This window comes from Flavobacterium sp. 22659 (genome assembly GCF_052044235.1).
Taxonomy (GTDB): domain Bacteria; phylum Bacteroidota; class Bacteroidia; order Flavobacteriales; family Flavobacteriaceae; genus Flavobacterium; species Flavobacterium johnsoniae.
Window position 1 is genome coordinate 113,932 of record NZ_JBQEMU010000011.1, and the last position, 22,673, is coordinate 136,604.

Below are 22,673 nucleotides of genomic sequence, written 5' to 3' on the forward strand. Positions count from 1 at the left end.
ATGAAGATAAATGAAATTTTTAATTAAGAATTAAGAAATATAGTTAATCGAGCGGAAAATTATATCCAAGTGCAAATACGGCGGTAGACTGTTTTGCAGCTGGATGAAAATATCCAGAAATTCCGATTTCGAAATTATTATGTCTGCCGACAGCCAATCCAATACTAAATGGAATATGTAGTAAAACATCACTTTTATTAAAATTAACGTTGGGTGTAAAGGTCTCGAATTTACCAATAGACGTTCCGACACCACCTTCAATAAATGGAGCGACCCATGGAATTGGGGCACAAAGACGAACTTTCCCTCCCATCAAAAAAGCATTAGTTGTTACTTTATATTGAGGTTGATTTTGCAGATTTTGATTTTTATCAGCAGATTCAAAAATGGCACCGGCGTAAGGTCTTATACTAAACCATGATTTTATTCCTATAATATATTCTCCTTGAAGATAAAGGCCACCTCCCATAACATCTACTTCGTCTTGACTTCCATAATCTTCAATATAATAAGAAGAACTTGATCCGTAACCTATTGATGCCTTAATGAAGTTACCTGTTGCTTGTGCTCTTAAATGATTAGAAAAGTGGCTGATAAAAAGAACAAATGTAAATAGAAAGCGCATTATAAATTTCATTAGGTTTTATTTGATTAGTTAAGATTTTTTTAGCGCACAAATATAAGAATTGTTTTATTAAATAAACAAATAAAAAAAACCGCCCAATCCGAAGACCGGGCAGTTTTCAAAAAAAAGCATGAACCAATCGATTAATTTGCTCTCATTTTAATTTGTGATAAAGTATTCTGGATACCGTTTAGTTGTTTTGAAACGATATATACTTGATCATGTTCTAAATGGTTTTCTTCAAGTGCCTTTTTATATTTTTCGATTGCGGCTTCTTCACCCGTAATACAAGCATTTATAATGGCTTCTGTGTCACCGCCTGTAAAAGCTGATTTAATATCAATCCATGTACGGTGTAAAGCTCCAAGCGGACCTCCGCCTGAATTATCTGTTGATTTCCCTAGTTTGTTGATTTCGTCTTGTAATTCTACAATATATAAAGCTCTTTCTCTGGCATATTCCAGAAAATCGGTTTTCATTGCCGGGTTTTCTACATGTTCGGCAGCATTTGTATATCCTAGTTTTCCATCTTCGAGAATTGAAATTAATCCTTCTAAAGTTTTAACTGCTTCTTGTGTGGTTTCATCTGTATGTAACATGACTAATAGTTTTTAAATTAATACATTACAAAGTTGGCGATTTATAAAGTGTTATGTTTTACAGGATTATATTCAAGGTTTTATAATATTGTAGAATGGGAATTTTGTAATTTTTTTTGTTTCATGCAGATTTAGCAGATCTAGGAGATTTTTTTCTTTTGAAAATGAATGTTCTCGTTTTATGGTTTGCGTGAGGGATTGAGGCAGTATCCTTTTATGAAGCGGAGCGGAATAAAAGATATAGCCGAAAGCCCGACCCGAAGGGACATGCCCAAATTAAATGCATAAAAAAACAGCTTAAAGTATAAAAGTGATGAAACTTTTGAACCTTAAGCCGTTTTAGTAAAATTTAGAATATTGTTATGCAGTCAAAGCTTCTTTGATTCTGCGTAAAGCTTCTTTTAAAATATCGTTGCTTGTTGCGTAAGAGAAACGAATACAGTTTGGATTTCCAAAAGCATCTCCTGTTACTGTTGCCACGTTTGCCTCAGCTAAAAGATACATAGAAACATCGTTTGCATCTTTAATTTCGTGTCCTTTTAACGTTTTTCCGAAGAAAGAAGAAACGTCTGGGAATACGTAAAATGCACCTTCTGGAACGTTGATTTTTACTCCCGGAATTTCTTTTAATAATCCAACTACTAAATCTCTACGTCCGTGGAAAGCCTGAACCATTTCGTTTAATACGCTTGGATCAGCATCTACAGCTGTAATTGTAGCGCGTTGTGCTACAGAGTTTGCACCAGATGTTACTTGCCCTTGAATTTTTGTACATGCTTTTGCGATAAATTCTGGAGCTCCAATATATCCAATTCTGTATCCTGTCATTGCAAATGCTTTTGCAACTCCGTTTACAGTGATTGTTTTTTCTAACATTCCTGGGATAGAACCGATACTGCAGAAAGTTCCTGAGAAATTGATGTGCTCATAAATCTCATCTGCAACTACGTAAATATTTGGGTGTTTTTCTAAAACTTTTGCAAGTGCTGTTAATTCTTCTCTGCTGTAAACAGATCCTGAAGGATTACATGGAGAAGAAAACCACATCATTTTTGTTTTTGGTGTGATCGCAGCTTCTAATTGTTCTGGGGTAATTTTAAAATCTGTTTCTACAGAAGTTGGAACTTCAACCGGAACTCCTCCAGAAAGTTTTACGATTTCGAAATAAGAAACCCAGTAAGGTGCTGGTAAAATTACCTCGTCACCATCGTTTAACATTACCTGAGCAATGTTGTATAAAGATTGTTTTGCTCCTGTAGAAACTACGATTTGAGATGGTTTGTACTCTAAATCATTGTCTCTTTTGAATTTTCTGCAGATAGCTTCTTTTAAATCCTGATATCCATCAACTGGAGAATATGTACTGTAATTATCGTCGATTGCTTTTTTAGCAGCTTCTTTAATAAAGTCTGGTGTATTGAAATCTGGTTCACCTAAACTTAAACTGATAATGTCTTTTCCTTGTGCTTTTAATTCTCTTGCCAAAGCGGCCATTGCCAATGTTTGTGAAGTCGCAAGGTTGTTGATTCTGTCCGAAAGAATATGGTTCATTATAAAAATTTTGAAGTCCTTAATTTGCTGTGTGATTAAGGAAGGTTAATTATTAATAGATTTTTTTTAGTTTCTAAACTGCTAATTCAGGTTTCATTCCTAAGTCACGTAAATGTTTGAAGTGAGCAGCAACGGCGCTTCTCATTGTTTTGTATTCATAATACGGTAAGTTGCACTCCTTTGCGGTTTCTTTTACAATTTTTGCAATTTTACCATAATGAATGTGACTGATATTTGGAAAAATATGATGTTCGATTTGATGGTTTAATCCGCCAGTATACCAATTTACGATTGCGTTTTTTGGAGCAAAATTGGTTGTAGTATACAATTGGTGAATAGCCCATGTATTATCCATTTCGCCTAAATCATTTGGAGTTGGATTTGTAGTATGATCTACAACATGCGCCAGCTGAAATACAATGCTTAAAATTAAACCTGCTGTATAGTGCATTAGGAAAAAGCCAAGGAGAACTTTCCACCAGGTAATTCCAATTAAAATTGGTAAAACAATCCAGATTGACACATAAATCATTTTAGTGATAATAAGGGTTGTCCATAAAATTTTAGGACTTTTTGGTTCACCATAAGAAAGTTTTCTTTTAAGGTAATTACGCATTTGCTTAAAATCAGTAGTTAAAGCCCAATTAAAAGTTAGTAACCCGTATAAGAAAACAGAATAATAATGCTGGAAACGGTGAAAACGATGCCATTCTGCATGTTCAGTAAAACGAATAATTCTTCCGGCATCCAAATCTTCATCGTGCCCAGGAATATTAGTATAAGTATGATGAAGCACATTATGCTGTACCTGCCAGTTGTAAACATTTCCAGCCAGAACATAAATTGTTCCGCCCATGAATTTATTGATCCAGCTTTTATTAGAGTAAGAACCGTGATTTCCGTCGTGCATTACATTCATTCCTACACCTGCCATTCCAACTCCCATAATAATAGAAAGCAGAAGCATTAACCAAAAAGGCATATTAAGAGTAAGGATTAAGAAATAAGGAGTTAGAAAAACTGCAAACAGAATAACAGCTTTTAAATGTAATTTCCAATTTCCGGTTTTCTGAATATTATTCTCCTTGAAGTAATTGTTTACCCGAGAATTAAGTGTTCTGAAAAACTTCAGATTGTCTTGCCTTGCAAAAGTTGGAGCCGTGTTATTCATAATTGTTTTAAATAGGTTTCAAAGGTAATTATTATAAATTCTCAATTTGCAAAATTGAGTTAAATATTTCAATCGTAAAGTAGTACTTTTGTTAAAAATTTACAGCAATGGATGAGATATTGAAATATTTTCCCAATTTGACCGATCTTCAAATCGAACAATTTCAAAAATTAGACTTTTTATACCACGATTGGAATGAAAAAATCAATGTTATTTCACGCAAAGACATTGATTCATTATATACAAAACACATTTTACATTCTTTAGGAATTGCTAAAGTTATGAAATTCGAACCCGGAACAACAGTTCTGGACGTTGGAACAGGAGGAGGTTTTCCTGGAATTCCGTTAGCGATTCTTTTTCCGGAGACCCGTTTTTATTTGATTGATGTGATTGCTAAAAAAATAAAAGTGGTTCAGGGCGTTGTAGATGCATTAGAATTAAAAAATGTAAAAGCAGAACAAAAACGTGCCGAATTGGTAAAAGGTGATTTCGATTTTATTGTGAGCCGTGCCGTAACCAATATGCCTGATTTTGTTTCGTGGATAAAAGATAAAATCAAAAAGCAGCATAAACATAAATTAAAAAATGGAATTCTGTATTTAAAAGGCGGTGACTTAGCAGAAGAACTAAAAGATTTCCCTGCTGCAAACTTATATGATTTATCAGAGATATTTGAAGATGAATTTTTTGAAACTAAAAAAGTGGTGCATCTTCCTTTAAAGTTTAAGCCTTAAGGTGATAATAAAAAATAACCCGAAAAGATTTTTTTCGGGTTATTTTTTGAACTTATAATTCAATATATAGTACTTTTTGCATTATCCAAAAATTTTTGCATCTCTATATCATTTTTTATTAGTTCAGTTTTTTCCAGAAACCAGTTGTTATTATCTAAAGCAATTGCATTAGGATCAATTTTTAAAATGTTCTCTATCTGCGTTAAAAATTTATCCATGAATATTTTAAAAGATGATGCAACTAAATAGATTTTTCTTGATTCATAAATCGAATAATATCCAAAATAATGATCGCCAAATTCATTTTTTTTATCAAGATATCCAAATGTATTGCCAGCACTATCTCCAATACATGCCCAGTATTTTTGCGAAAGATTGTAATCAGTCATCCATAATTCACGATGGTTTTCATAAAGATTTATTCCTAGTTGGTTGTTTTTTAGTCCCAAAAAGCAATAGTCGAGAATTGAAGCACCATTTGTAATTTTTAAAAATTCAATGTATTGATTGTCTATCTCGCCAGTAATTTTGCCCATATGTTTTAGAACAATATCCTTTCCAAAATTTTTGTATAGTTTTATATAAGAATTGTTATTGGCTAGTTTTTCTATACGATCTAAAATGTTTTGCATTTTTATTATATTAAAATTGGTCGAGTACCCAACGAAGAATACTCGACCATAATAAATTTTTATCGCTTTTCAGCATATCTGTAACTTACGATGCCTTTCTTGAAAAATTTAAAAAAGGATTTGCTTTTATGTTTAAATTATCAATAAAATTGTGAATTGCATTTTCGGATGCTTCAACGCTGTATTTAAATTCAGAATCAAAGAAAAATTCTCGGCAGATCACAGGTTCATTTGAAGAATCGTAAAAAGCTTCGTCTGTTTCATCTAATTCATCATTTCTGTAAGGACAAGGGTGTGAATGCACCAATTCAGTTATAATTTGATTAAACCAATTATCAAATTTTTTCTTTTTCGGGGTGATATGGCGTGCTAATAATACTAATCCAACAAGTTCATGCTGTAAAAAGTAGGAACCTTTTCTGTATCGAACATCAATCATACGCACATTCATTAATGCAATCCATAAAGCACCATTTACTGAACCAGAAGCCGATACTTTAAAATCTGTGTCAAAAAGTAAAGGATTGGTCTGCTCACGATTATTTATAGAACACCAAAGTGCTTCAATACGTTTTTGAGTATCATTAACTGAATGGGAATACCCTGTAAAACGCCAGTAAACCCATTCTAAAAGTGCAGCAGTTAAGCCAACGGATCCTTTATGATTAATTTGTAATAAAATATTTTCCAGTTCTTCATTTCCTTCTAATGGATCAAGCAGCTGATTTATTTTCTTTTTTGTCCATTTAAAATCAATAGCGTGACCAATGCTTTTTGATTCTGAAATTATTTTTGGAACGTTATTTAAGTTTCTCATGACTCTAATTTTTTTTGTTATGATTTATTTTGATGCAAATTTAGAGGCATGCTTTTTCTTATTGTGGACGTAAAAGTTTTAAAAGTATCAAAATAAGACTTTTTTGAAGTGCATTGTACTGACAATTAAATACATAAGAAAAGTATTACAATTTTAATAAATAGAAAGAATGATTAATTTATAGAATCAAAAAAAGCCGGAAATTCAATTGAATTTCCGGCTTTTTTAATATTAAATGAACTCTAAAATTAGATTATCCTAAAAACGGATATCTGTAATCTTCTGGAGTTACAAAAGTTTCTTTAATAGTTCTTGGAGAAGCCCAACGCAATAAGTTCAATGCAGAACCTGCTTTGTCATTAGTTCCAGAAGCTCTTGCTCCACCAAATGGCTGCATACCTACAACTGCTCCGGTTGGTTTGTCATTAATGTAGAAGTTACCAGCAGCGTTTTGTAATTTTGTTGTAGCCACTTCAACAGCATAACGATCCTGGCTGAAAACAGCTCCTGTTAAAGCGTACTCAGAAGTAGTATCAACTAATTCTAAAGTTTCTTCCCATTTTGCATCTTCGTAAACATAAATAGTGATAACTGGTCCAAATAACTCAGTTTCCATTGTAGTATATTTAGGGTTTGTAGTTACAATAACCGTTGGCTCAATAAAGTATCCAACAGATTTATCGTAATTACCACCAACGATAATTTCAGCATCAGCATCTTTTTTAGCCTGATCGATATAACTTGCTAATTTATCAAAAGAACCTTCGTGGATAACTGCTGTAATAAAGTTTCCGAAATCTTCCGGAGAACCCATTTTCATAGATTTTACATCAGCAATTAACTGCTCTTTTACAGCTGGCCATAAACTTTGAGGAATATAAGCTCTAGAAGCTGCAGAACATTTTTGACCTTGGTATTCAAAAGCACCGCGAGTAATACCTGTAGCAACTTGTTTTACGTTTGCGCTTGGGTGAGCAATGATAAAATCTTTACCACCAGTTTCTCCAACGATTCTTGGGTATGTTTTATAGTTGTGGATATTTGCTCCAATTTTAGACCAGATATCTTTAAATACGTGAGTAGATCCTGTAAAGTGAATACCAGCAAAATCACGGCTTGCCAATACAGTATCTGTAATCATTAAAGCATCTCCAAAAACTACGTTGATAACTCCGTCTGGAACTCCCGCTTCTTTGAAAACATCGATAATAATTTTTGCAGAAAATACCTGGCTGTCACTTGGTTTCCAAACCACAACGTTACCCATCATAGCAGCACTTGCAGGAAGGTTAGCAGCGATAGCAGTAAAGTTAAAAGGAGTAATAGCGTAAACAAAACCTTCAAGCGGTCTGTATTCTACACGGTTCCAAACAGTAGAATCTGATTTTGGCTGATCGTTGTAGATTTGAGTCATAAACTCAACATTGTAACGCAAAAAGTCGATTAACTCGCAAGAAGAATCGATTTCTGCCTGGTGAATATTTTTAGACTGTCCAATCATTGTAGCAGCGTTAATACGAGCTCTGTATGGACCAGCGATAAGTTCAGCAGCTTTTAAGAAAATAGCAGCACGCTGTTCCCATGCCATATTTGCCCATTTTTGTCTTGCTTCAAGAGCATTGGCAATTGCTTTTTCAATATGTTGTTTTTCAGCTAAATGATACTTTCCAACTACGTGTTTGTGATCATGAGGAGCTGTAATATTTTTTGTGTTTCCAGTTTTGATTTCTTCACTTCCAATATATAACGGAACATCAATTTGAGAGTTCCACATTGTAGTGTAAGCTGCCTGAACAGCTGCTTTTTCTGGTGAGTTCGGTGCGTAGCTCTTTACAGGCTCGTTTACCGCTTTTGGTACATGAAAGAATCCTTTTAACATGGGATAAATTATTTTAAAATTTACGAATTGTTTAATTTTTTACAAAAGTACAAATGATAATTTGATTATATCACAATACAATATTAAAAAGTTGTAATTTAATAAACTAATTACACGAAGTTGTAAAATATAATTTTTTGTAAAGGTTTAAATTTGAGGTACTTCTAAAAGAATGTTTTAAATACACCAATATGAAAATACCGCTTTTAGCTTTTAATGATAAAGGTATTTACTGTCAGCAGGCTGATGTTTATCTTGATCCGTGGCGTCCTGTAAAGAACGCCATAATTACGCACGGACATTCTGATCACGCACGCTGGGGACATCAAAATTATATTACGCATCATACCAACATTCCCATAATACGCCATCGTTTGGGCGAAATAAATGTAACCGGAAAAGAGTGGGGAGAAACCTTTGTTATCAATAATGTAAAATTTTCACTTCATCCTGCCGGACATATTATTGGAAGTTCGCAGATTCGAGTAGAACATAAAGGCGAAGTCTGGGTTTTTACCGGCGATTATAAAACAGAAGACGACGGAATTTCAACGCCGTATGAAGTTGTAAAATGTGACACTTTTATAACAGAATGCACCTTCGGGTTACCTGCTTTTAACTGGACACCGCAGGCTGAGGTGATTTCGGAAATCAATAATTGGTGGGCAGAAAACAAAGCCGAAGGCAGAACTTCAATTCTGTTTGGATATTCTTTAGGGAAAGCACAAAGACTTTTAAAATATTTAGATACTGATATTGGAAAAATATACACACACGGTGCAATCGAAAACATGACAAATGTTTTACGGCCAATGGTTTATTTTCCTCCAACAGAATTAATTACCAGAGAAACCAAAAGAGAAGCGCTTTTAGGAAATATTGTTCTCGCTCCGCCAAGCGCACACGGAAGCATTTGGATTAGAAAAATGACACCTTTTGTGACCGGTTCAGCAAGCGGATGGATGGCTTTTCGCGGTGCAAGACGCCGACGTGCCATTGACAAAGGTTTCGTTTTAAGTGATCACTGCGACTGGCATTCTCTATTAGAAAGTGTAAAAGCAACAGGAGCAGAACGCGTAATCTGTACGCACGGTTATACCGACATTTTCGCCAAATACTTAAGAGAATTAGGATACGATGCCAGAACTGAAAAAACACAATACGAAGGCGAAACTGCCGAGATGGAAAAAGAGGATAAAGAAGCAGAAATAGATCAAAATGACACTTCGATTATTTCTGAAAATTAATTATTGGAGAATAAATAATTTAACACATAGATACATAGGTTTAAAATCCGATAAAAAAGGTTAAAAAAGAAAACCAGTTTTCCACACATAGCTATGTGGATAGCAAAGGGAAGCTATGTTTCTATGTGTTAAATAAATTATGCGGTTTAAAAGAAATGTAAATGAAAAATTTCGCTCAACTTATAAAAACACTCGACAGTTCTAATAAAACGAACGTAAAAGTCGATGCGCTGACGACGTATTTTAAAAATGCATCGCCGGAAGATAAAGTATGGACTATTGCTATTCTTTCGCATCGTCGTCCGGCAAGACCTGTCAATACAACATTATTGCGTCTTTGGGCAAATGAACTGGCGAATATTCCGTTATGGCTTTTTGAAGAAAGTTACCATATTGTAGGCGATCTGGCAGAAACTATTGCTTTGATAATTCCAACAACCAAAGAACATTCCGATAAAAGTTTAACCGAATTTCTACAGGAAATCATCGCCTTAAAAAAGAAAACCGATCCAGAGAAAAAGGAATATCTGCACGAAAACTGGATGGCTTTAAATTATTACGAACGCTTTGTATTTACCAAACTAATTACTGGAAGCTTCAGAATCGGCGTAAGCCAAAAATTAATGACACGAGCTTTATCAAAAGCAGAAGGTGTAGATGAAGATGCGCTGGCTTATAAATTAATGGGAAATTGGAATCCCAATACAATTACATTTCAAGAATTAATTTTAGACGAAAAAAGTTCCGATTATTTATCAAAACCATATCCATTTTATCTTGCGTATCCAATTGAAGGCGATATCGAAGATTTAGGAAATCCAGAAGATTGGTCCATTGAACACAAATGGGACGGAATCCGATCGCAGACTATTATCCGCGATGACGAAATTTATGTTTGGTCAAGAGGAGAGGAGCTGGTTACCGATAAATATCCTGAGTTTAAATCCTTTGTAGGACTTATTCCAAACGGGACAGTAATCGATGCAGAGATTTTAGCTTTTCCCGGAAATGAAATAGGAACTTTTAATGATCTACAAGCCAGAATTGGACGTAAAACCATATCGGCAAATCTGCTGGAAAAAGTTCCCGTAATTCTAAAAGCGTATGATATTTTAGAATGGGAAGGAAAAGACATTCGAAATTTACCGTATATAGAAAGAAGAAAATTATTAGAAGATTTATACAACGAGATTAAAGACTTAACAAGATCATTTCGACTTTCAGAAAGAGTTTCCTTAACTTCATGGAAAGATGTTGCGAAAGAAAGAGAACGAGCCCGCGAAATGAAAAGCGAAGGTTTGATGCTGAAAAGAAACACGTCGCCATATCAGGTGGGAAGAAAAAAAGGAGATTGGTGGAAATGGAAAATAGAACCTCTGGTAATTGATGCCGTTTTAACTTACGCCATGCGCGGTCACGGCCGACGCTCAAATTTATTTACTGATTATACTTTTGCGCTTTGGCAGAATAATGAAAATGGCGAAAAAGAACTTGTAACTTTCGCAAAAGCCTATTCTGGTTTAACCGATGCCGAATTTAGAAAAGTGGATGATTTTATAAAAAAGAATACTTTAGAACGTTTTGGTCCGGTTCGAAGCGTAACACCAAAACTGGTTTTTGAAATTGGTTTTGAAGGAATTTCACTTTCGAAAAGACATAAAAGCGGCATAGCTACCCGTTTTCCAAGAATTCTAAGATGGCGTCAGGACAAAAAAATAGAAGAAGCCAATTCTATTGAAGATCTAAAAGATATGATTTCATAAATACGTTACAATTTTTAAACACATAGAAACATAGGTTAAATGTGTGTAAAAAGAATTTAAAAGAAACAAGTTTCCACTCATAGCTATGTTTGTTAATGCAAATGAAATGCCTTTATGCGTTCTAAAAGCTATGTTTCTATGTGTTAAAATTAATTATATCATGAATGAATAGGAACGAATTATATGTATTAGCCGAAAACTGGTTTAAAAGTCAGGGTTGGAAATCTTTTCCATTCCAGACCCAAACCTGGACTGCTTTTTTACAGGGAAAAAACGGTTTATTAAACGCTCCAACCGGAAGCGGAAAAACCTATGCCTTGTGGTTTCCTGTAGTTCTCGATTACATTAAAAAAAATCCCGATTATAAAACCAAGCACAAAGCCGGATTAAAAGCCATTTGGATTACGCCTTTGCGGGCGCTTTCTGTAGAAATAAAACAAGCAGCAGAACGAATTATTACCGATTTAGATCTGCCGTTAACCGTAGGAATTCGTTCAGGAGATACTTCGCAAAGCGAAAGAGCCAAACAGAAAAACAAAATGCCCGATCTTTTAATTACAACGCCCGAAAGTTTGCAGCTTCTGTTAGCATCAAAACAATATGAAAAAACGTTTGCCAACTGCGGTGCAATAATAGTTGACGAATGGCACGAATTAATGGGAACTAAACGAGGCGTTCAAATGGAATTAGCGTTATCGAGATTAAAATCAATTGCGCCAAAAATGCGAATATGGGGGATTTCTGCCACTATCGGAAATCTCGAATTAGCACAAGAAGTTTTATTAGGGCATGATACGGAAGCCTATAAAAATTCGGTTTTGATAAAAGCACATATCAATAAAAAGATTAAGATAGAATCAATTCTGCCTGAGAAAATGGAAACTTATCCGTGGCGCGGACACATGGGTTTGCATTTAATTGATGAGGTTGCCAAAATCATCCGAAAGAGCAAAACGACTTTAATTTTTACTAATGTTCGTTCGGCCTGCGAAATTTGGTTTCAGGCCATTTTAGAAAAATATCCGGAATTTGCAGGAGAAATGGCGATGCATCACGGAAGCATAAGCAGAGAAACCCGTTTGTGGGTGGAGGACGCCATTCGAAACGAAGAATTAAAAGTCGTGGTCTGCACTTCGAGTTTAGATCTTGGTGTCGATTTTGCGCCTGTTGAAACCATTATTCAGGTTGGCGGACCAAAAGGCGTTGCCAGATTTTTGCAGAGAGCAGGACGAAGCGGACACCAGCCGGGAAAAGAAAGCGTGATTTATTTTCTTGCCACACATGCAATGGAATTAATTGAAGCTTCGGCTTTAAAAAAAGCAGTTGCTCAAACCGTTGTCGAAGATCGAATGCCGTATTTAAACAGTTGGGACGTTTTGGTTCAATACTTAAATACGCTAGCCGTTTCTGACGGATTTTTTCCGGATGAAATTTATCAAGAAGTTAAAACAACTTTCTGCTATCAAAATATAACCAAAGAAAACTGGAACTGGGTTTTAAACTTTATTACCAACGGAAGTCAGAGCTTGCAGGCTTACGACGAATTTAAAAAAGTAGAAATCGAAGACGACGGACGTTATAAAATCAACAGCCGTTTTATTGCCATGCATCACCGTATGCAAATGGGAACAATTGTGGGCGATGCTGTTTTGAATGTAAAATTTTTAAGCGGCGGTTTTATTGGTACAATCGAAGAATGGTTTGCTTCAAAACTGCAGCGAGGCGATGTTTTTACTTTTGCCGGAAGAAGGCTTGAATTGTTTCAAATTAAAAACATGCAGGTTTTAGTACGAAAAGCCGATCCTAAAAAAACAGCCAGAGTGGTAAGCTGGATGGGAGGCAGAATGACTTTATCGGCACAAATGAGTGAACTGCTTCGGGAAGAATTGTACGCAGCTAATACAGATCACTTAACTCCCGAATTAAAAGCTTTAAAGCCTATTTTTGACAGGCAGAGAAAAGAAAGTATTGTACCCGATAACAATGAATTTTTAATCGAAACGTTTAAAACAAGAGAAGGTTATCACGCTATTTTTTATCCGTTTGAAGGACGTTATGTTCACGAAGCTATGGCAAGTTTAATTTCGTATCGAATAAGCTTATTGTCGCCAATTACGTTTTCACTGGCCTATAATGATTACGGATTCGAATTGCTTTCTGATCAGGAAATAGATATGCAGGCTGTTTTTGATAATAATTTATTTACGACAGAATATGTTCATCATGATTTACAGAAAAGTTTAAACGCAACCGAAATGGCGCGCCGAAAATTTCGTGATATTGCCGTAATTGCTGGTTTGGTTTTTACGGGAATGCCCGGAAAACCTGTTAAAACAAAACATTTGCAAAGTGGTTCGCAATTGCTTTTTGAGGTTTTTAGAGATTATGAACCCGATAATTTATTATTACAGCAGGCTTATACAGAAACCTTTGAACATCAGTTAGAAGAAGGACGTTTGATTCAGGCAATGGAAAGAATAAACAATCAGGCGATTGTCTGGAAACAATGTAAAAAGCCAACGCCGTTTAGTTTCCCCATAATTACAGATCGTTTACGCGAAAAAATATCTAGTGAGACCCTGCAGGAAAGAATAAAGAAAATGACCGCGAGTTACATGAAATAAATTAATATGAGAATAAATATCAACAATCAAAATTTCGTTTTGCATCAGTCCGGTGCTGCTTTTTGGGAAGAAAAGAAAATTCTTTTTATTTCTGATTTGCATTTGGGGAAAATTGCGCATTTTAGAAAACACGGAATGGCAATTCCCGAAAAAGCTCTTTTTGAAAATTTTACAAGATTAAATGAAGTGCTGGATTTATTCGATTCTGAGAAGATTATTTTTCTTGGAGATTTGTTCCACAGCAAAATCAATAACGAATGGGAATTTTTTTCAGATTGGACTAAAACTGTTTCGCAGCAGATTATTTTGATTGAAGGCAATCACGATATTATTGCAAAAAAATACTATGCCGATTTGAACGTTGAAATTTATGAAGAGTTGATAATCGATGATTTTCTGCTGACACATCATCCTACAACACGAGAAAACTTTTTTAATTTTTGCGGACACATTCATCCCGGAATAAAACTAAAGGGATTGGGCAGACAATTTTTGAGTTTATCTTGCTTTTTTAGGAAACCACATCAAATGATTTTTCCTTCTTTTGGAGAATTTACAGGTAATTTTTACTTAATCCCCGAAGAAAATGATCAGGTTTATGCTATTACAAAAGAAGAAGTAATGGAAATAAAACGTTAGATTAATTTAATGCAAACGGAGCGCACATTCTAAAAGTAGGAACAATAACTTTGAATGTTTTGGTTGTAGTAAAATTGATCATATTAAAATGACCTTTCATAGCACCGTAAGGAGATGATAGTAAACAACCAGAGCTGTAAGTGTGGTTTTCACCTGGTTTTAAAACCGGTTTTTTACCAATGACACCTTCACCGTCAACAATATCTAAATCGTTTAACGAGTCGAAAATTTCCCAGTGGCGGGAAGTTAACTGAACGGAATCTTTACTGTGATTTTCGATTGTAACTACGTAACTAAAAGCAAAGTGAATCTTATAGTTCTTGAAGTAAGTTCCTTCAAAACTAGTTAAAACCGATATTTTTATGCCTCGTGTAATTTGAGAAACCATACTAACCTAGTAAATCTGTGTGTTATAGGTACAAAGCTACGAAAAAAAACTATGAAACCTAAAACCTTAACAATGTTTTAATTAACGATATTTATAGAGTTTGCATTGCCTTTTCCAATAACTCTTTGATAACGATCTATACTTTCTTTGTAATAAACTAAAATAGTGTATTCATTTTCTGTTTGATAAAAATTACCGTCTATGGCATTTTCCAAATCAATATTTCCTTTTTTATCAGCAACTGTATATTGATAATTAGTAAAACCCTGTTTGATCATTACTGCTTTTTCAAACACTGCTTTATCAGTATTATAATCCATTTTGTATTCGGGCGAAAGGCTGTAATTATTGAACATTCCCGTAATATAAATGTCTTTGTTCATTCTAAAAGCAGGTGCCGAAAGTGTAAAATAAACCCAGGCATAATCTGCCTCGATGCTGTTGTCTGCCCCGTTTATATTTTTTACAACAAAATTTCCGTTTACATCCTGATAATTGGTATAAATCTGATTTCCTCTTGCAGCATTTGTATATAAATAAGCATTGTAAATATCATTGTTAGAGCCAATTCGGCCTACGTTATTATTTGCTGCGCGAATGTCTTTATTTTCAAAATATAAAAATTCATTACCGCCCCAAAACTGGGTTTCAGCATCATATTTATAAACCAGCTGGTTTCCAATTGTATATTGTGGTGGAATATTTTTAATTGCGGTATTAAAATTTCCGTTTTGCAGCAAAAGAACTTTTACGTTTTGAGTTGGAGTCTGAAACGTAATATCGTTTGAGGCAATTGTAAAATCAAGATTTTGCTTATAGTTGATATTGCTGAGGTTTCGGGTTCTTTTTACCTGTGCGCCAACTGTACAATGTTCTTCATACACAATAAATTTTCGGGACAAAACCACTTCTTTATCTTCATTTAAAATCTTCAAAATATAATTTCCGGATAATCTGATTTGTGTTGTAAACTGATTTGGAAACGGAAGTCGGTAATGTGAATAAACCTGAAGTGTATTAAAAGAATTAGAATAATCCATAATTCTCTGGCCGTCAAAACCTCTTAAATAATCCGTTTTTGGAATATCGCTTGGTTTCCAGTTGTAATCGCAATGTGTGATTTCGAAATAATAATTGGCTTCATTTCCAAACAAATCATCAAACTGAAATTCAAATGTAGAATTCAGTTCAAATATCGGAACGACATTATTACCATTCTGAACAAAAGTTACAGTTTTAATATTATATGGAGGAACTACTTCAGTTTGTATTTCCTGGGCTTTCGCCGAAGTAAAAATTAAAAGCGCAATTAGGCTTTGATATAAAAATTTTGGCATCTTATTACGTTGTAAGATTGTAAATATAAGAATTTTATTAAACGTATTAAGATGCCATTTATTAGATTGCGTAATTTATTAAGAATTCAAAATGTATTCTAAATTAGCTTCGATCTCATCATTGATATAGCTTTCTTCTAAAAGTGAATCAGATAAAAGCTTTTTGTTTTCCTGCAGTTTGATGATTTTTTCTTCTACAGTATTTTTAGAAATAAAACGAACAACGTTTACTTTATTCAACTGACCAATTCGGTGCGCCCTTCCAACTCCTTGTTTTTCAGCAAACGGATTCCACCACGGATCTAGAAATAAAACATAAGAGGCTTTTGTAATATTTAAACCAACGCCTCCCGCTTTCAGCGAAATAAAAAACAATAAAGGTTCTTCTTTTTCCTGAAACAGTTTTACCTGCTGTTCTCTTTTGGCGGCCGGAGTTTCACCTGTAATTTCACAATACGTTATTTTATTTTCCTTACACCAATCGGTATAAAAATTCAGGTTGGTAACAAACGAACTGAAAATAATTACTTTTTGTTTTGCTTTTACTAAATTTTCCAGATAATTGGTAACCGCAATATATTTTCCTGAATCAATTTCAGATTCCTGATCTACCATTTTTGGGTGGTTACTCAATTGTCGTAACTTCATCAGCGTGTTAATAATACTGATTTTATCAGGACCTGAACCATCGGTTTTTAAAAGGAAATTTCGAGCTTTTGATTTTTCCTGTTCGTATAATTTTTCCTGGTCAGGATCCATGTCGCAATAGTAAATCTGCTCTGATAATTCTGGTAAGTCCTTTAAAACCTGTTCTTTGGTTCGTCTTAAAATGTAAGGCTGAACAAGGTTTTTCAATTCAGATAAAACATCTTCATTCTGTTTTTTCTCAATTGGGTTTTTAAAATTATCAACAAAAAAATTATAACTGCCCAGAATATCCGGATTTATAAACTGCATCTGCGACCATAAATCGTCAAGCGAATTTTCGATTGGCGTACCGCTCAACGCAATTTTATGCCCCGTACTTATTTTGTTTATGGCTTTAAAAATCTTTGAATTTTTATTTTTGATGTATTGGCTTTCATCCAGAATCAAATAACGGAAATCGTATTTTTCTAAAACCGAAATATCACGATGAACAATGCTGTAACTTGTAAAAATTAAATCAGTAGCGGCCAATCTGCTTGCTAATTGTTTTCTGTCGTTGCCCACATACTGCATTCTCGAAAAATGCGGTGTAAATTTCCCGGCTTCGTTAAACCAGTTAAAAACTAATGAAGAAGGCAAAACAATCAAAGCTTTAAGCGGTTCTCTTTCGATCGTGGTTTCGTTTGCAAACAAATCAAAATTGGTTGTTTTCTTCGTGAATCCCAGTTGTTCCTGAACAGCAACTAAAACAGCCAAAGTCTGCAATGTTTTTCCAAGTCCCATATCATCAGCCAGACACGCACCTAAATTGGAATTAAAATGTCCTAAAAGCCATTTTACTCCGTCAATTTGATACGGTCTTAAAGTAGCTTTTAATAAATCAGAAGCAATATATTCTGCCTTATACGTTACATCGTCCTTGATTTCTGGAATGGCATCCAGAGCTGTAAAATTGCTTTTTCGTAAAAGCAAAGTACCGCTTTCTATTTTTGCCAGTTTTGCCAGCGAACCGTATTTGCTGAACCATTCCAGCGGAATTAAAAAGTAGTTTCCGTCTGGCAGAGGAAAAAGCCTTTCCTTGCTTTTTATATTCGGAATAATTTCGCTGAAATTGATTTTATACGATCCAACCGTAATAATTATTTTAATATCAAACCAATCTCCATTTGTGTCTTTTGAAGCCGAAATAGTATGGTTTTCTGTAATGATTTCTTTGCTTTCGAGTTTTAAATTCTGAATATCAAAACCTAAACTTTCCAGCTTTTCTTTATTGTCAATAATCAATTGGATATTGATATAAGGATCAGAACTTTCGGCTTCAGAATTCAGTCCAAATAGTTCATTTTTGATTTTTACTAAACCAATTTCGGTTAATTTGTCTACATATACATTTTCGTCTGCATTTCGTTTAAACTGAATAATTTTAGGTTCATTTGCCACGCTGAAATCTACAAACGAATGTGTTTTTTTTGTTTTGCCCGCATCAAATGAATAACCGTTATAATCAAAATAAAGGTTGAGGTAATAACAGTTTTTAAAGAAATCATAAACGGGCTGAATCGTGCAGGAAACCAATTTGTCGCGAAGTTCGATTTCAAAACCATTGGCGTCAATATCGATTTTCTTTGCAATTTCCGGAATAAAACTTTTGAAATAATCATCTACTAGTTTAGATGGAATTTCAATTGATTTTTTCTTTAAAAAAGGCATCAGTTTTTTAGCGTTCAGTTCTTTAAGCTGTCCTAATTTTTTGTTGATAATTAACCAGCCCGGTTCGTCTAAAAGAATATCTGCATTGCTGTCCATTGGCAGAAAAGCTTTTTCATTTTCTTTTAGCGAAAGAGTATAAGTGATACCTTCTGCATGTTTGTCAAACTGGATCTGCGGTTCAAAATAAAGCGGTTCGATGTTTACTTTTGAACGATAAAAATCTTTTTCCGGTCCAAGATTTAAAGACAAAGGAAATTGCTCTTTTACAATTAAATCGTAAAATGAGCTTAAATGGAATTTTAAATGCTGGCGGATTGCAAATTCAATTTTAGAATCTTTTTGCAGATCAGCAATGGTTTTAGCCGATTTGATTTTGGCACTGAATTTTTTGAAGATAAATTCAGGTTTCAAAGAATCACAGGCCGTTAGTATTTTTTTTGTATTTGAATCTAAATCTTCAAAAATAATCCCGAAACTCTGCATTACGCCGGGACTTGCTTTTTTGTCCAGATATTTGATTTCTTCTGTATTCTCAACAATGTAGGCAGTTGGAATATAAGTATTGAGGTTTTTTTCTAAACTGATGTCAAAGCAAAATTGAAATGGTTTTGTAGGTTCCAAGGTTTAAAGATTTGGTTGGCTTATAGTTTTAGGGATTGGGCTGAAAAAACAAAGAGTTTTCAAATTATTGCTATTTTGAAAACTCTTTTTAAATGAACTTATATCACTTATATGGTGAAAATTAGTTTTCCTGTTTAAAGCAAAGCGGAATAATTTCTCCTTTTGCTAAACAGTACTTTTCTACTAATTCTGGTGCAATTTTGTTAGTGTAATCTTCTTCAATTACAATAAATCCAATACTTCTTAATTTGTCGAAATAATCGCGCCCATAAACACGAACGTGATCGTACTGTCCGAAGATTTTAGCACGCTCTTTTTGATCTGTAATTGAATCGTCTGCGAAAGTAACTTCACGGTTTAAATCCTGCGGGATTTGAAGAATAGCCATTCCGCCAGGTTTTAAAACACGATATAATTCCTGCATTGCTTTTGTATCATCAGGAATATGTTCTAAAACGTGATTACATAAAATCACATCATATTCGTTGTCTTTAAAAGGCAGGTTACAAATATCAGCTTTTACATCAGCCAAAGGCGAAAGTAAATCAGTTGTAGTGTAATCAAGATTTTTCTGCTTGCGGAATCTTTTATAAAAAGCTTGTTCCGGTGCAAAATGAAGTACTTTTTTTGGTGCTGTAAAAAAATCAGTCTGATCGTTTAAATACAGCCAAAGCAAACGGTGTCTTTCTAAAGAAAGTGTACTTGGCGAAAGTACATTATTACGCTGTTTTCCGTATCCGTAAGGTAAAAACGATTTAAAGCTTCTGCCATCGATAGGATCTGTAAATTTATCTCCCCTTAATGAGAAAGCTAAAATTGGGCGCGCCACATAACTCAAACGAATTAATAATGGACGCGGGATAGTATTTAAAACTAATTTAAAAAGTTTTTTCATAGGACTGTTTCGCAGAGTTACACAAAGGAGACACAGAGTTTCACAAAGTGTTTATAAATCTTTTTATGTTGTTTTTTAATATTTTTGAATCAAAATTAATGAGCAATCCTAATGGATAATTTCCGAGTTTCAGATATGTTAGTATTTGTGCAAAATGTACATCGGTAAAAGCTTCAACTGTTTTTAACTCGATGACAATTTTATTTTCAATCAGCAAATCAATTCGATATCCGTGATCTAATTTTACATCTTTATATACAATTGGTAATGCTTTTTGTCTTTCAACAAGTAAACCAGAATTTACAATCTCATAATGTAAACATTCCTGATAAGCAGATTCCAGTAAACCCGGACTTAATTGTCTGTGAACCTCAATTGCTAAACCAATAATCTTATATGATATAGCATCTAGTTCATCTTGAGATACTAATTTTTGAGAATGCATTTTTAAAAGGCGTATAAAATTTTTTTTTGTGAATCTTGGCGTATATCTTAGTGAATCTCTGTGAAATAGCTACAGTACTAATGGAACTTGTCTGAATTCGTCTTCTTCATTGCTTTCGATTCCTAAAGCTTTGTAGATGTATTGGAAAGTCGAAAGTAACTCTGGTTTACCATCGATTAAAGCCACATCGTGTTCGAAATGCGCGCTTGCTTTTCCGTCTGCAGTTGTAATCGTCCAGCCGTCTTTATGTTGTTTAATGTTTCTTGTTCCAAGATTAATCATTGGTTCGATTGCCACAACCATTCCTTCAACGAAAAGTTTCCCGCGTCCGCGTTTTCCGTAGTTTGGCATTTCTGGTTCTTCATGCATTTTTTGACCAACACCGTGACCAACTAATTCACGAACCACTCCGTAACCGTGTGCTTCAGTATATTTTTGAATCGCATTTCCAACATCTTCAACGCGGTTTCCAGCTTTAAATTCTCTGATTCCAACGTATAGAGATTCTTTAGTTACCTGTAAAAGTTTTTTAACTTCAGGAGCAACTTCTCCAATTTCGAAACTATAAGCATGATCTCCGTGATATCCATTTTTGAACGCACCGCAGTCTACAGAAATTACATCTCCGCTTTGTAAAGGTGTATTATTCGGAATTCCGTGTACAACCTGAGAGTTTGGGCTCATACAAAGTGAATTCGGGAAACCGTACAATCCTAAGAAACTAGGAACTGCACCGTGATCACGAATGAATTCTTCGGCTAATTTATCTAGATATAATGTAGTAACTCCTTCTTTAATTTCAGAAGCAATCATTCCTAATGTTTTAGATACGATCAAAGCACTTTCGCGCATTAATTCGATTTCTTCTCTGGTTTTTTGGATGATCATATTTTTCAGATTTTCAGTTGGCAAAAGTACAATTTTTATCTCATTTTTTAAGTAATTTTTTTGTCACGAATTTGACGAATTCACACTAATTGAAGTGCATTAAATTGTAATTCGTGCTAATTCGTGAAATTCGCGGCAGACTTTTTTAATTTAATATCCCGGAAAAAAGCCCTAAATTAGTAGTAAAAACGTGTACAATCATGAAAACTACAATAGATCAGGATATATCAAAAGTAAAAGCACTGCGCAGAATGCAGCGAAACGCTTTGGCACTTCTAGGTTTTGCGGTGCTTCTTTTTATAATCGCTATTTATTTTAAAATTCCAATGCTGCAGGCTTTCAGCGAAGCTGCTATGGTAGGTGGAATTGCCGATTGGTTTGCTGTTGTGGCTTTGTTTCGCCATCCGCTTGGAATTCCGATTTGGCATACGGCTATTATTCCAACCAAGAAAAATGAAATTGGAGAAAATCTTGGGAATTTTGTTTCGGAAGAATTTCTAAACCGTGAAAAACTGGAAATCAAGCTGGATGAATTCAACTTTGCCACAAAAGCTTCAGATTGGCTTTCGCAGGAAGAAAATGCAGATAAAATTGCCAATGTTGTGGCAGTAAATATTATTCCGGGAATTTTAAAAACAATTAAAGATGAAGATATTAAAAGGTTTATTCAGGTTCAATTTAAAGAAAAATTAGAAGGAATAAATTTTGGAAACTGGGTTGCGGTTGCTTTAGAGCCTTTGCAAAAGGGAGATTTAAAGAATCAAATGCTGACAAATCTTCTGGAAGTAATGAGCAGTGAATTGACTAATAATAAAGATTTGATAAGGCAAAAAGTAAAAGCGTCAACCCCGCTTTTAAGTTTTGGACTTGCTGATAAAAGCATTACAGAAGGCGTTTTTAATGGTTTACAGGATTTTTTAAATGAAGCTAAAAAACCGGAAAGTGCAGTTCGTTTAAAAATTGACGAGTATATTTTCGATTTTTTAGAAAAAGTGAGAAATTCTGAAGAAATGAGAGTTAAAATTAATGATATGATTTTAGGTTTCGTAGGCAAAAAAGAAGTTCAGGATTACATCAACGGAATTTGGGATGAAATAAAACTTTCGATAACTAATGATTTAAATAAAGGCGATGACTCGTCTATTAAAAATAGTATTTCGAATTTAATTCAGACTTTTGGGAATGGCATTAAAGAAGATTCTATTATGATTGATAAAATCAATAATTTTATCAAAGATGATCTGCTTTCGGTTCTTTTAAATAATAAAAAAGTAATTGGAGATCTGATTTCTTCGACTGTAAAAAGCTGGGACGGAAAAGAGGTTTCAGAGAAACTTGAACTGGAAATTGGAAAAGATCTTCAATACATTAGAATAAACGGAACTTTGGTTGGTGGAGTTATTGGGCTTATTATTTATGGTGTTGAACAGCTTTATCATTATTTTGTTGTTTGATAT

At 34.2% G+C, this 22,673-nt stretch carries 19 protein-coding genes; 6 read left to right on the forward strand and 13 right to left on the reverse strand.

Annotated features, from left to right (window positions below; all coding sequences use genetic code 11):
• Positions 1 to 43 precede the first annotated feature (43 nt).
• From ACTJIW_RS12975 to ACTJIW_RS12990, 4 genes are all read right to left on the reverse strand, one after another.
• Positions 44 to 625: a hypothetical protein gene (locus ACTJIW_RS12975; RefSeq protein WP_440714442.1), complete on the reverse strand. Its 582-nt coding sequence runs from the start codon at positions 623 to 625 to the stop codon at positions 44 to 46.
• A gap of 143 nt (positions 626 to 768) precedes the next feature.
• Entirely contained in the window at positions 769 to 1,224 is a 456-nt protein-coding gene (locus tag ACTJIW_RS12980; protein ID WP_440714441.1) for a ferritin-like domain-containing protein, read from the reverse strand.
• Positions 1,225 to 1,584: 360 nt separating this feature from the next.
• On the reverse strand, positions 1,585 to 2,775 hold the full coding sequence (locus ACTJIW_RS12985) for a pyridoxal phosphate-dependent aminotransferase (RefSeq protein WP_012023823.1): 1,191 nt from the start codon (positions 2,773 to 2,775) through the stop codon (positions 1,585 to 1,587).
• A gap of 73 nt (positions 2,776 to 2,848) precedes the next feature.
• Complete coding sequence (locus tag ACTJIW_RS12990; protein WP_012023824.1) at positions 2,849 to 3,946, reverse strand: fatty acid desaturase family protein; 1,098 nt, start codon at positions 3,944 to 3,946, stop codon at positions 2,849 to 2,851.
• A 107-nt stretch (positions 3,947 to 4,053) separates the two neighbouring features.
• On the opposite strand from ACTJIW_RS12990, the gene rsmG reads away from it, so the two are divergent.
• Complete coding sequence (gene rsmG / locus ACTJIW_RS12995) at positions 4,054 to 4,683, forward strand: 16S rRNA (guanine(527)-N(7))-methyltransferase RsmG (protein WP_440714440.1); 630 nt, start codon at positions 4,054 to 4,056, stop codon at positions 4,681 to 4,683.
• A 59-nt stretch (positions 4,684 to 4,742) separates the two neighbouring features.
• On the opposite strand, the gene ACTJIW_RS13000 is transcribed toward rsmG, so the two are convergent.
• The 3 genes from ACTJIW_RS13000 to pruA all read right to left on the reverse strand — a co-directional run bounded on the left by ACTJIW_RS13000 (position 4,743) and on the right by pruA (position 8,011).
• Entirely contained in the window at positions 4,743 to 5,315 is a 573-nt protein-coding gene (locus ACTJIW_RS13000; RefSeq protein WP_440714439.1) for an SMI1/KNR4 family protein, read from the reverse strand.
• An 85-nt stretch (positions 5,316 to 5,400) separates the two neighbouring features.
• The gene (locus ACTJIW_RS13005; RefSeq protein ID WP_440714438.1) at positions 5,401 to 6,132 is read right to left on the reverse strand and encodes a hypothetical protein; all 732 of its coding nucleotides are present in this window, start codon (positions 6,130 to 6,132) and stop codon (positions 5,401 to 5,403) included.
• Positions 6,133 to 6,385: 253 nt separating this feature from the next.
• Complete coding sequence (gene pruA, locus ACTJIW_RS13010; RefSeq protein ID WP_012023829.1) at positions 6,386 to 8,011, reverse strand: L-glutamate gamma-semialdehyde dehydrogenase; 1,626 nt, start codon at positions 8,009 to 8,011, stop codon at positions 6,386 to 6,388.
• 191 nt (positions 8,012 to 8,202) lie between these two features.
• Between pruA and ACTJIW_RS13015 the strand changes: the two genes are divergently transcribed.
• The 4 genes from ACTJIW_RS13015 to pdeM all read left to right on the forward strand — a co-directional run bounded on the left by ACTJIW_RS13015 (position 8,203) and on the right by pdeM (position 14,284).
• Entirely contained in the window at positions 8,203 to 9,258 is a 1,056-nt protein-coding gene (locus ACTJIW_RS13015; RefSeq protein ID WP_440714437.1) for a ligase-associated DNA damage response exonuclease, read from the forward strand.
• A 161-nt stretch (positions 9,259 to 9,419) separates the two neighbouring features.
• Positions 9,420 to 11,021, forward strand: coding sequence for an ATP-dependent DNA ligase (locus ACTJIW_RS13020; protein WP_149208413.1), 1,602 nt, complete (start codon positions 9,420 to 9,422; stop codon positions 11,019 to 11,021).
• Between the two features lie 164 nt (positions 11,022 to 11,185).
• A complete protein-coding gene (locus ACTJIW_RS13025; protein WP_440714436.1) occupies positions 11,186 to 13,645 on the forward strand; it encodes a ligase-associated DNA damage response DEXH box helicase in 2,460 nt (819 codons plus the stop codon).
• 6 nt (positions 13,646 to 13,651) lie between these two features.
• Complete coding sequence (gene pdeM / locus ACTJIW_RS13030; protein ID WP_440714435.1) at positions 13,652 to 14,284, forward strand: ligase-associated DNA damage response endonuclease PdeM; 633 nt, start codon at positions 13,652 to 13,654, stop codon at positions 14,282 to 14,284.
• Between the two features lies 1 nt (position 14,285).
• Here pdeM and apaG read toward each other — a convergent pair whose 3' ends face one another.
• The 6 genes from apaG to map all read right to left on the reverse strand — a co-directional run bounded on the left by apaG (position 14,286) and on the right by map (position 21,216).
• The gene (gene apaG / locus ACTJIW_RS13035; RefSeq protein WP_012023834.1) at positions 14,286 to 14,672 is read right to left on the reverse strand and encodes a Co2+/Mg2+ efflux protein ApaG; all 387 of its coding nucleotides are present in this window, start codon (positions 14,670 to 14,672) and stop codon (positions 14,286 to 14,288) included.
• A 77-nt stretch (positions 14,673 to 14,749) separates the two neighbouring features.
• Positions 14,750 to 16,009, reverse strand: a complete 1,260-nt coding sequence (locus ACTJIW_RS13040) for a DUF5103 domain-containing protein (RefSeq protein WP_073407812.1) — start codon at positions 16,007 to 16,009, stop codon at positions 14,750 to 14,752.
• A 78-nt stretch (positions 16,010 to 16,087) separates the two neighbouring features.
• Positions 16,088 to 18,988 (reverse strand): DEAD/DEAH box helicase, encoded by a 2,901-nt coding sequence (locus ACTJIW_RS13045; RefSeq protein WP_440714434.1) that lies wholly within the window; start codon positions 18,986 to 18,988, stop codon positions 16,088 to 16,090.
• A 121-nt stretch (positions 18,989 to 19,109) separates the two neighbouring features.
• Entirely contained in the window at positions 19,110 to 19,883 is a 774-nt protein-coding gene (locus tag ACTJIW_RS13050) for a class I SAM-dependent methyltransferase (RefSeq protein ID WP_012023837.1), read from the reverse strand.
• Between the two features lie 40 nt (positions 19,884 to 19,923).
• Positions 19,924 to 20,328 (reverse strand): GxxExxY protein, encoded by a 405-nt coding sequence (locus ACTJIW_RS13055; RefSeq protein ID WP_440714433.1) that lies wholly within the window; start codon positions 20,326 to 20,328, stop codon positions 19,924 to 19,926.
• 69 nt (positions 20,329 to 20,397) lie between these two features.
• Positions 20,398 to 21,216, reverse strand: coding sequence for a type I methionyl aminopeptidase (gene map / locus ACTJIW_RS13060; protein ID WP_012023838.1), 819 nt, complete (start codon positions 21,214 to 21,216; stop codon positions 20,398 to 20,400).
• 200 nt (positions 21,217 to 21,416) lie between these two features.
• On the opposite strand from map, the gene ACTJIW_RS13065 reads away from it, so the two are divergent.
• A complete protein-coding gene (locus ACTJIW_RS13065) occupies positions 21,417 to 22,670 on the forward strand; it encodes a DUF445 domain-containing protein (RefSeq protein ID WP_012023839.1) in 1,254 nt (417 codons plus the stop codon).
• The last annotated feature ends 3 nt before the right edge of the window (positions 22,671 to 22,673 follow it).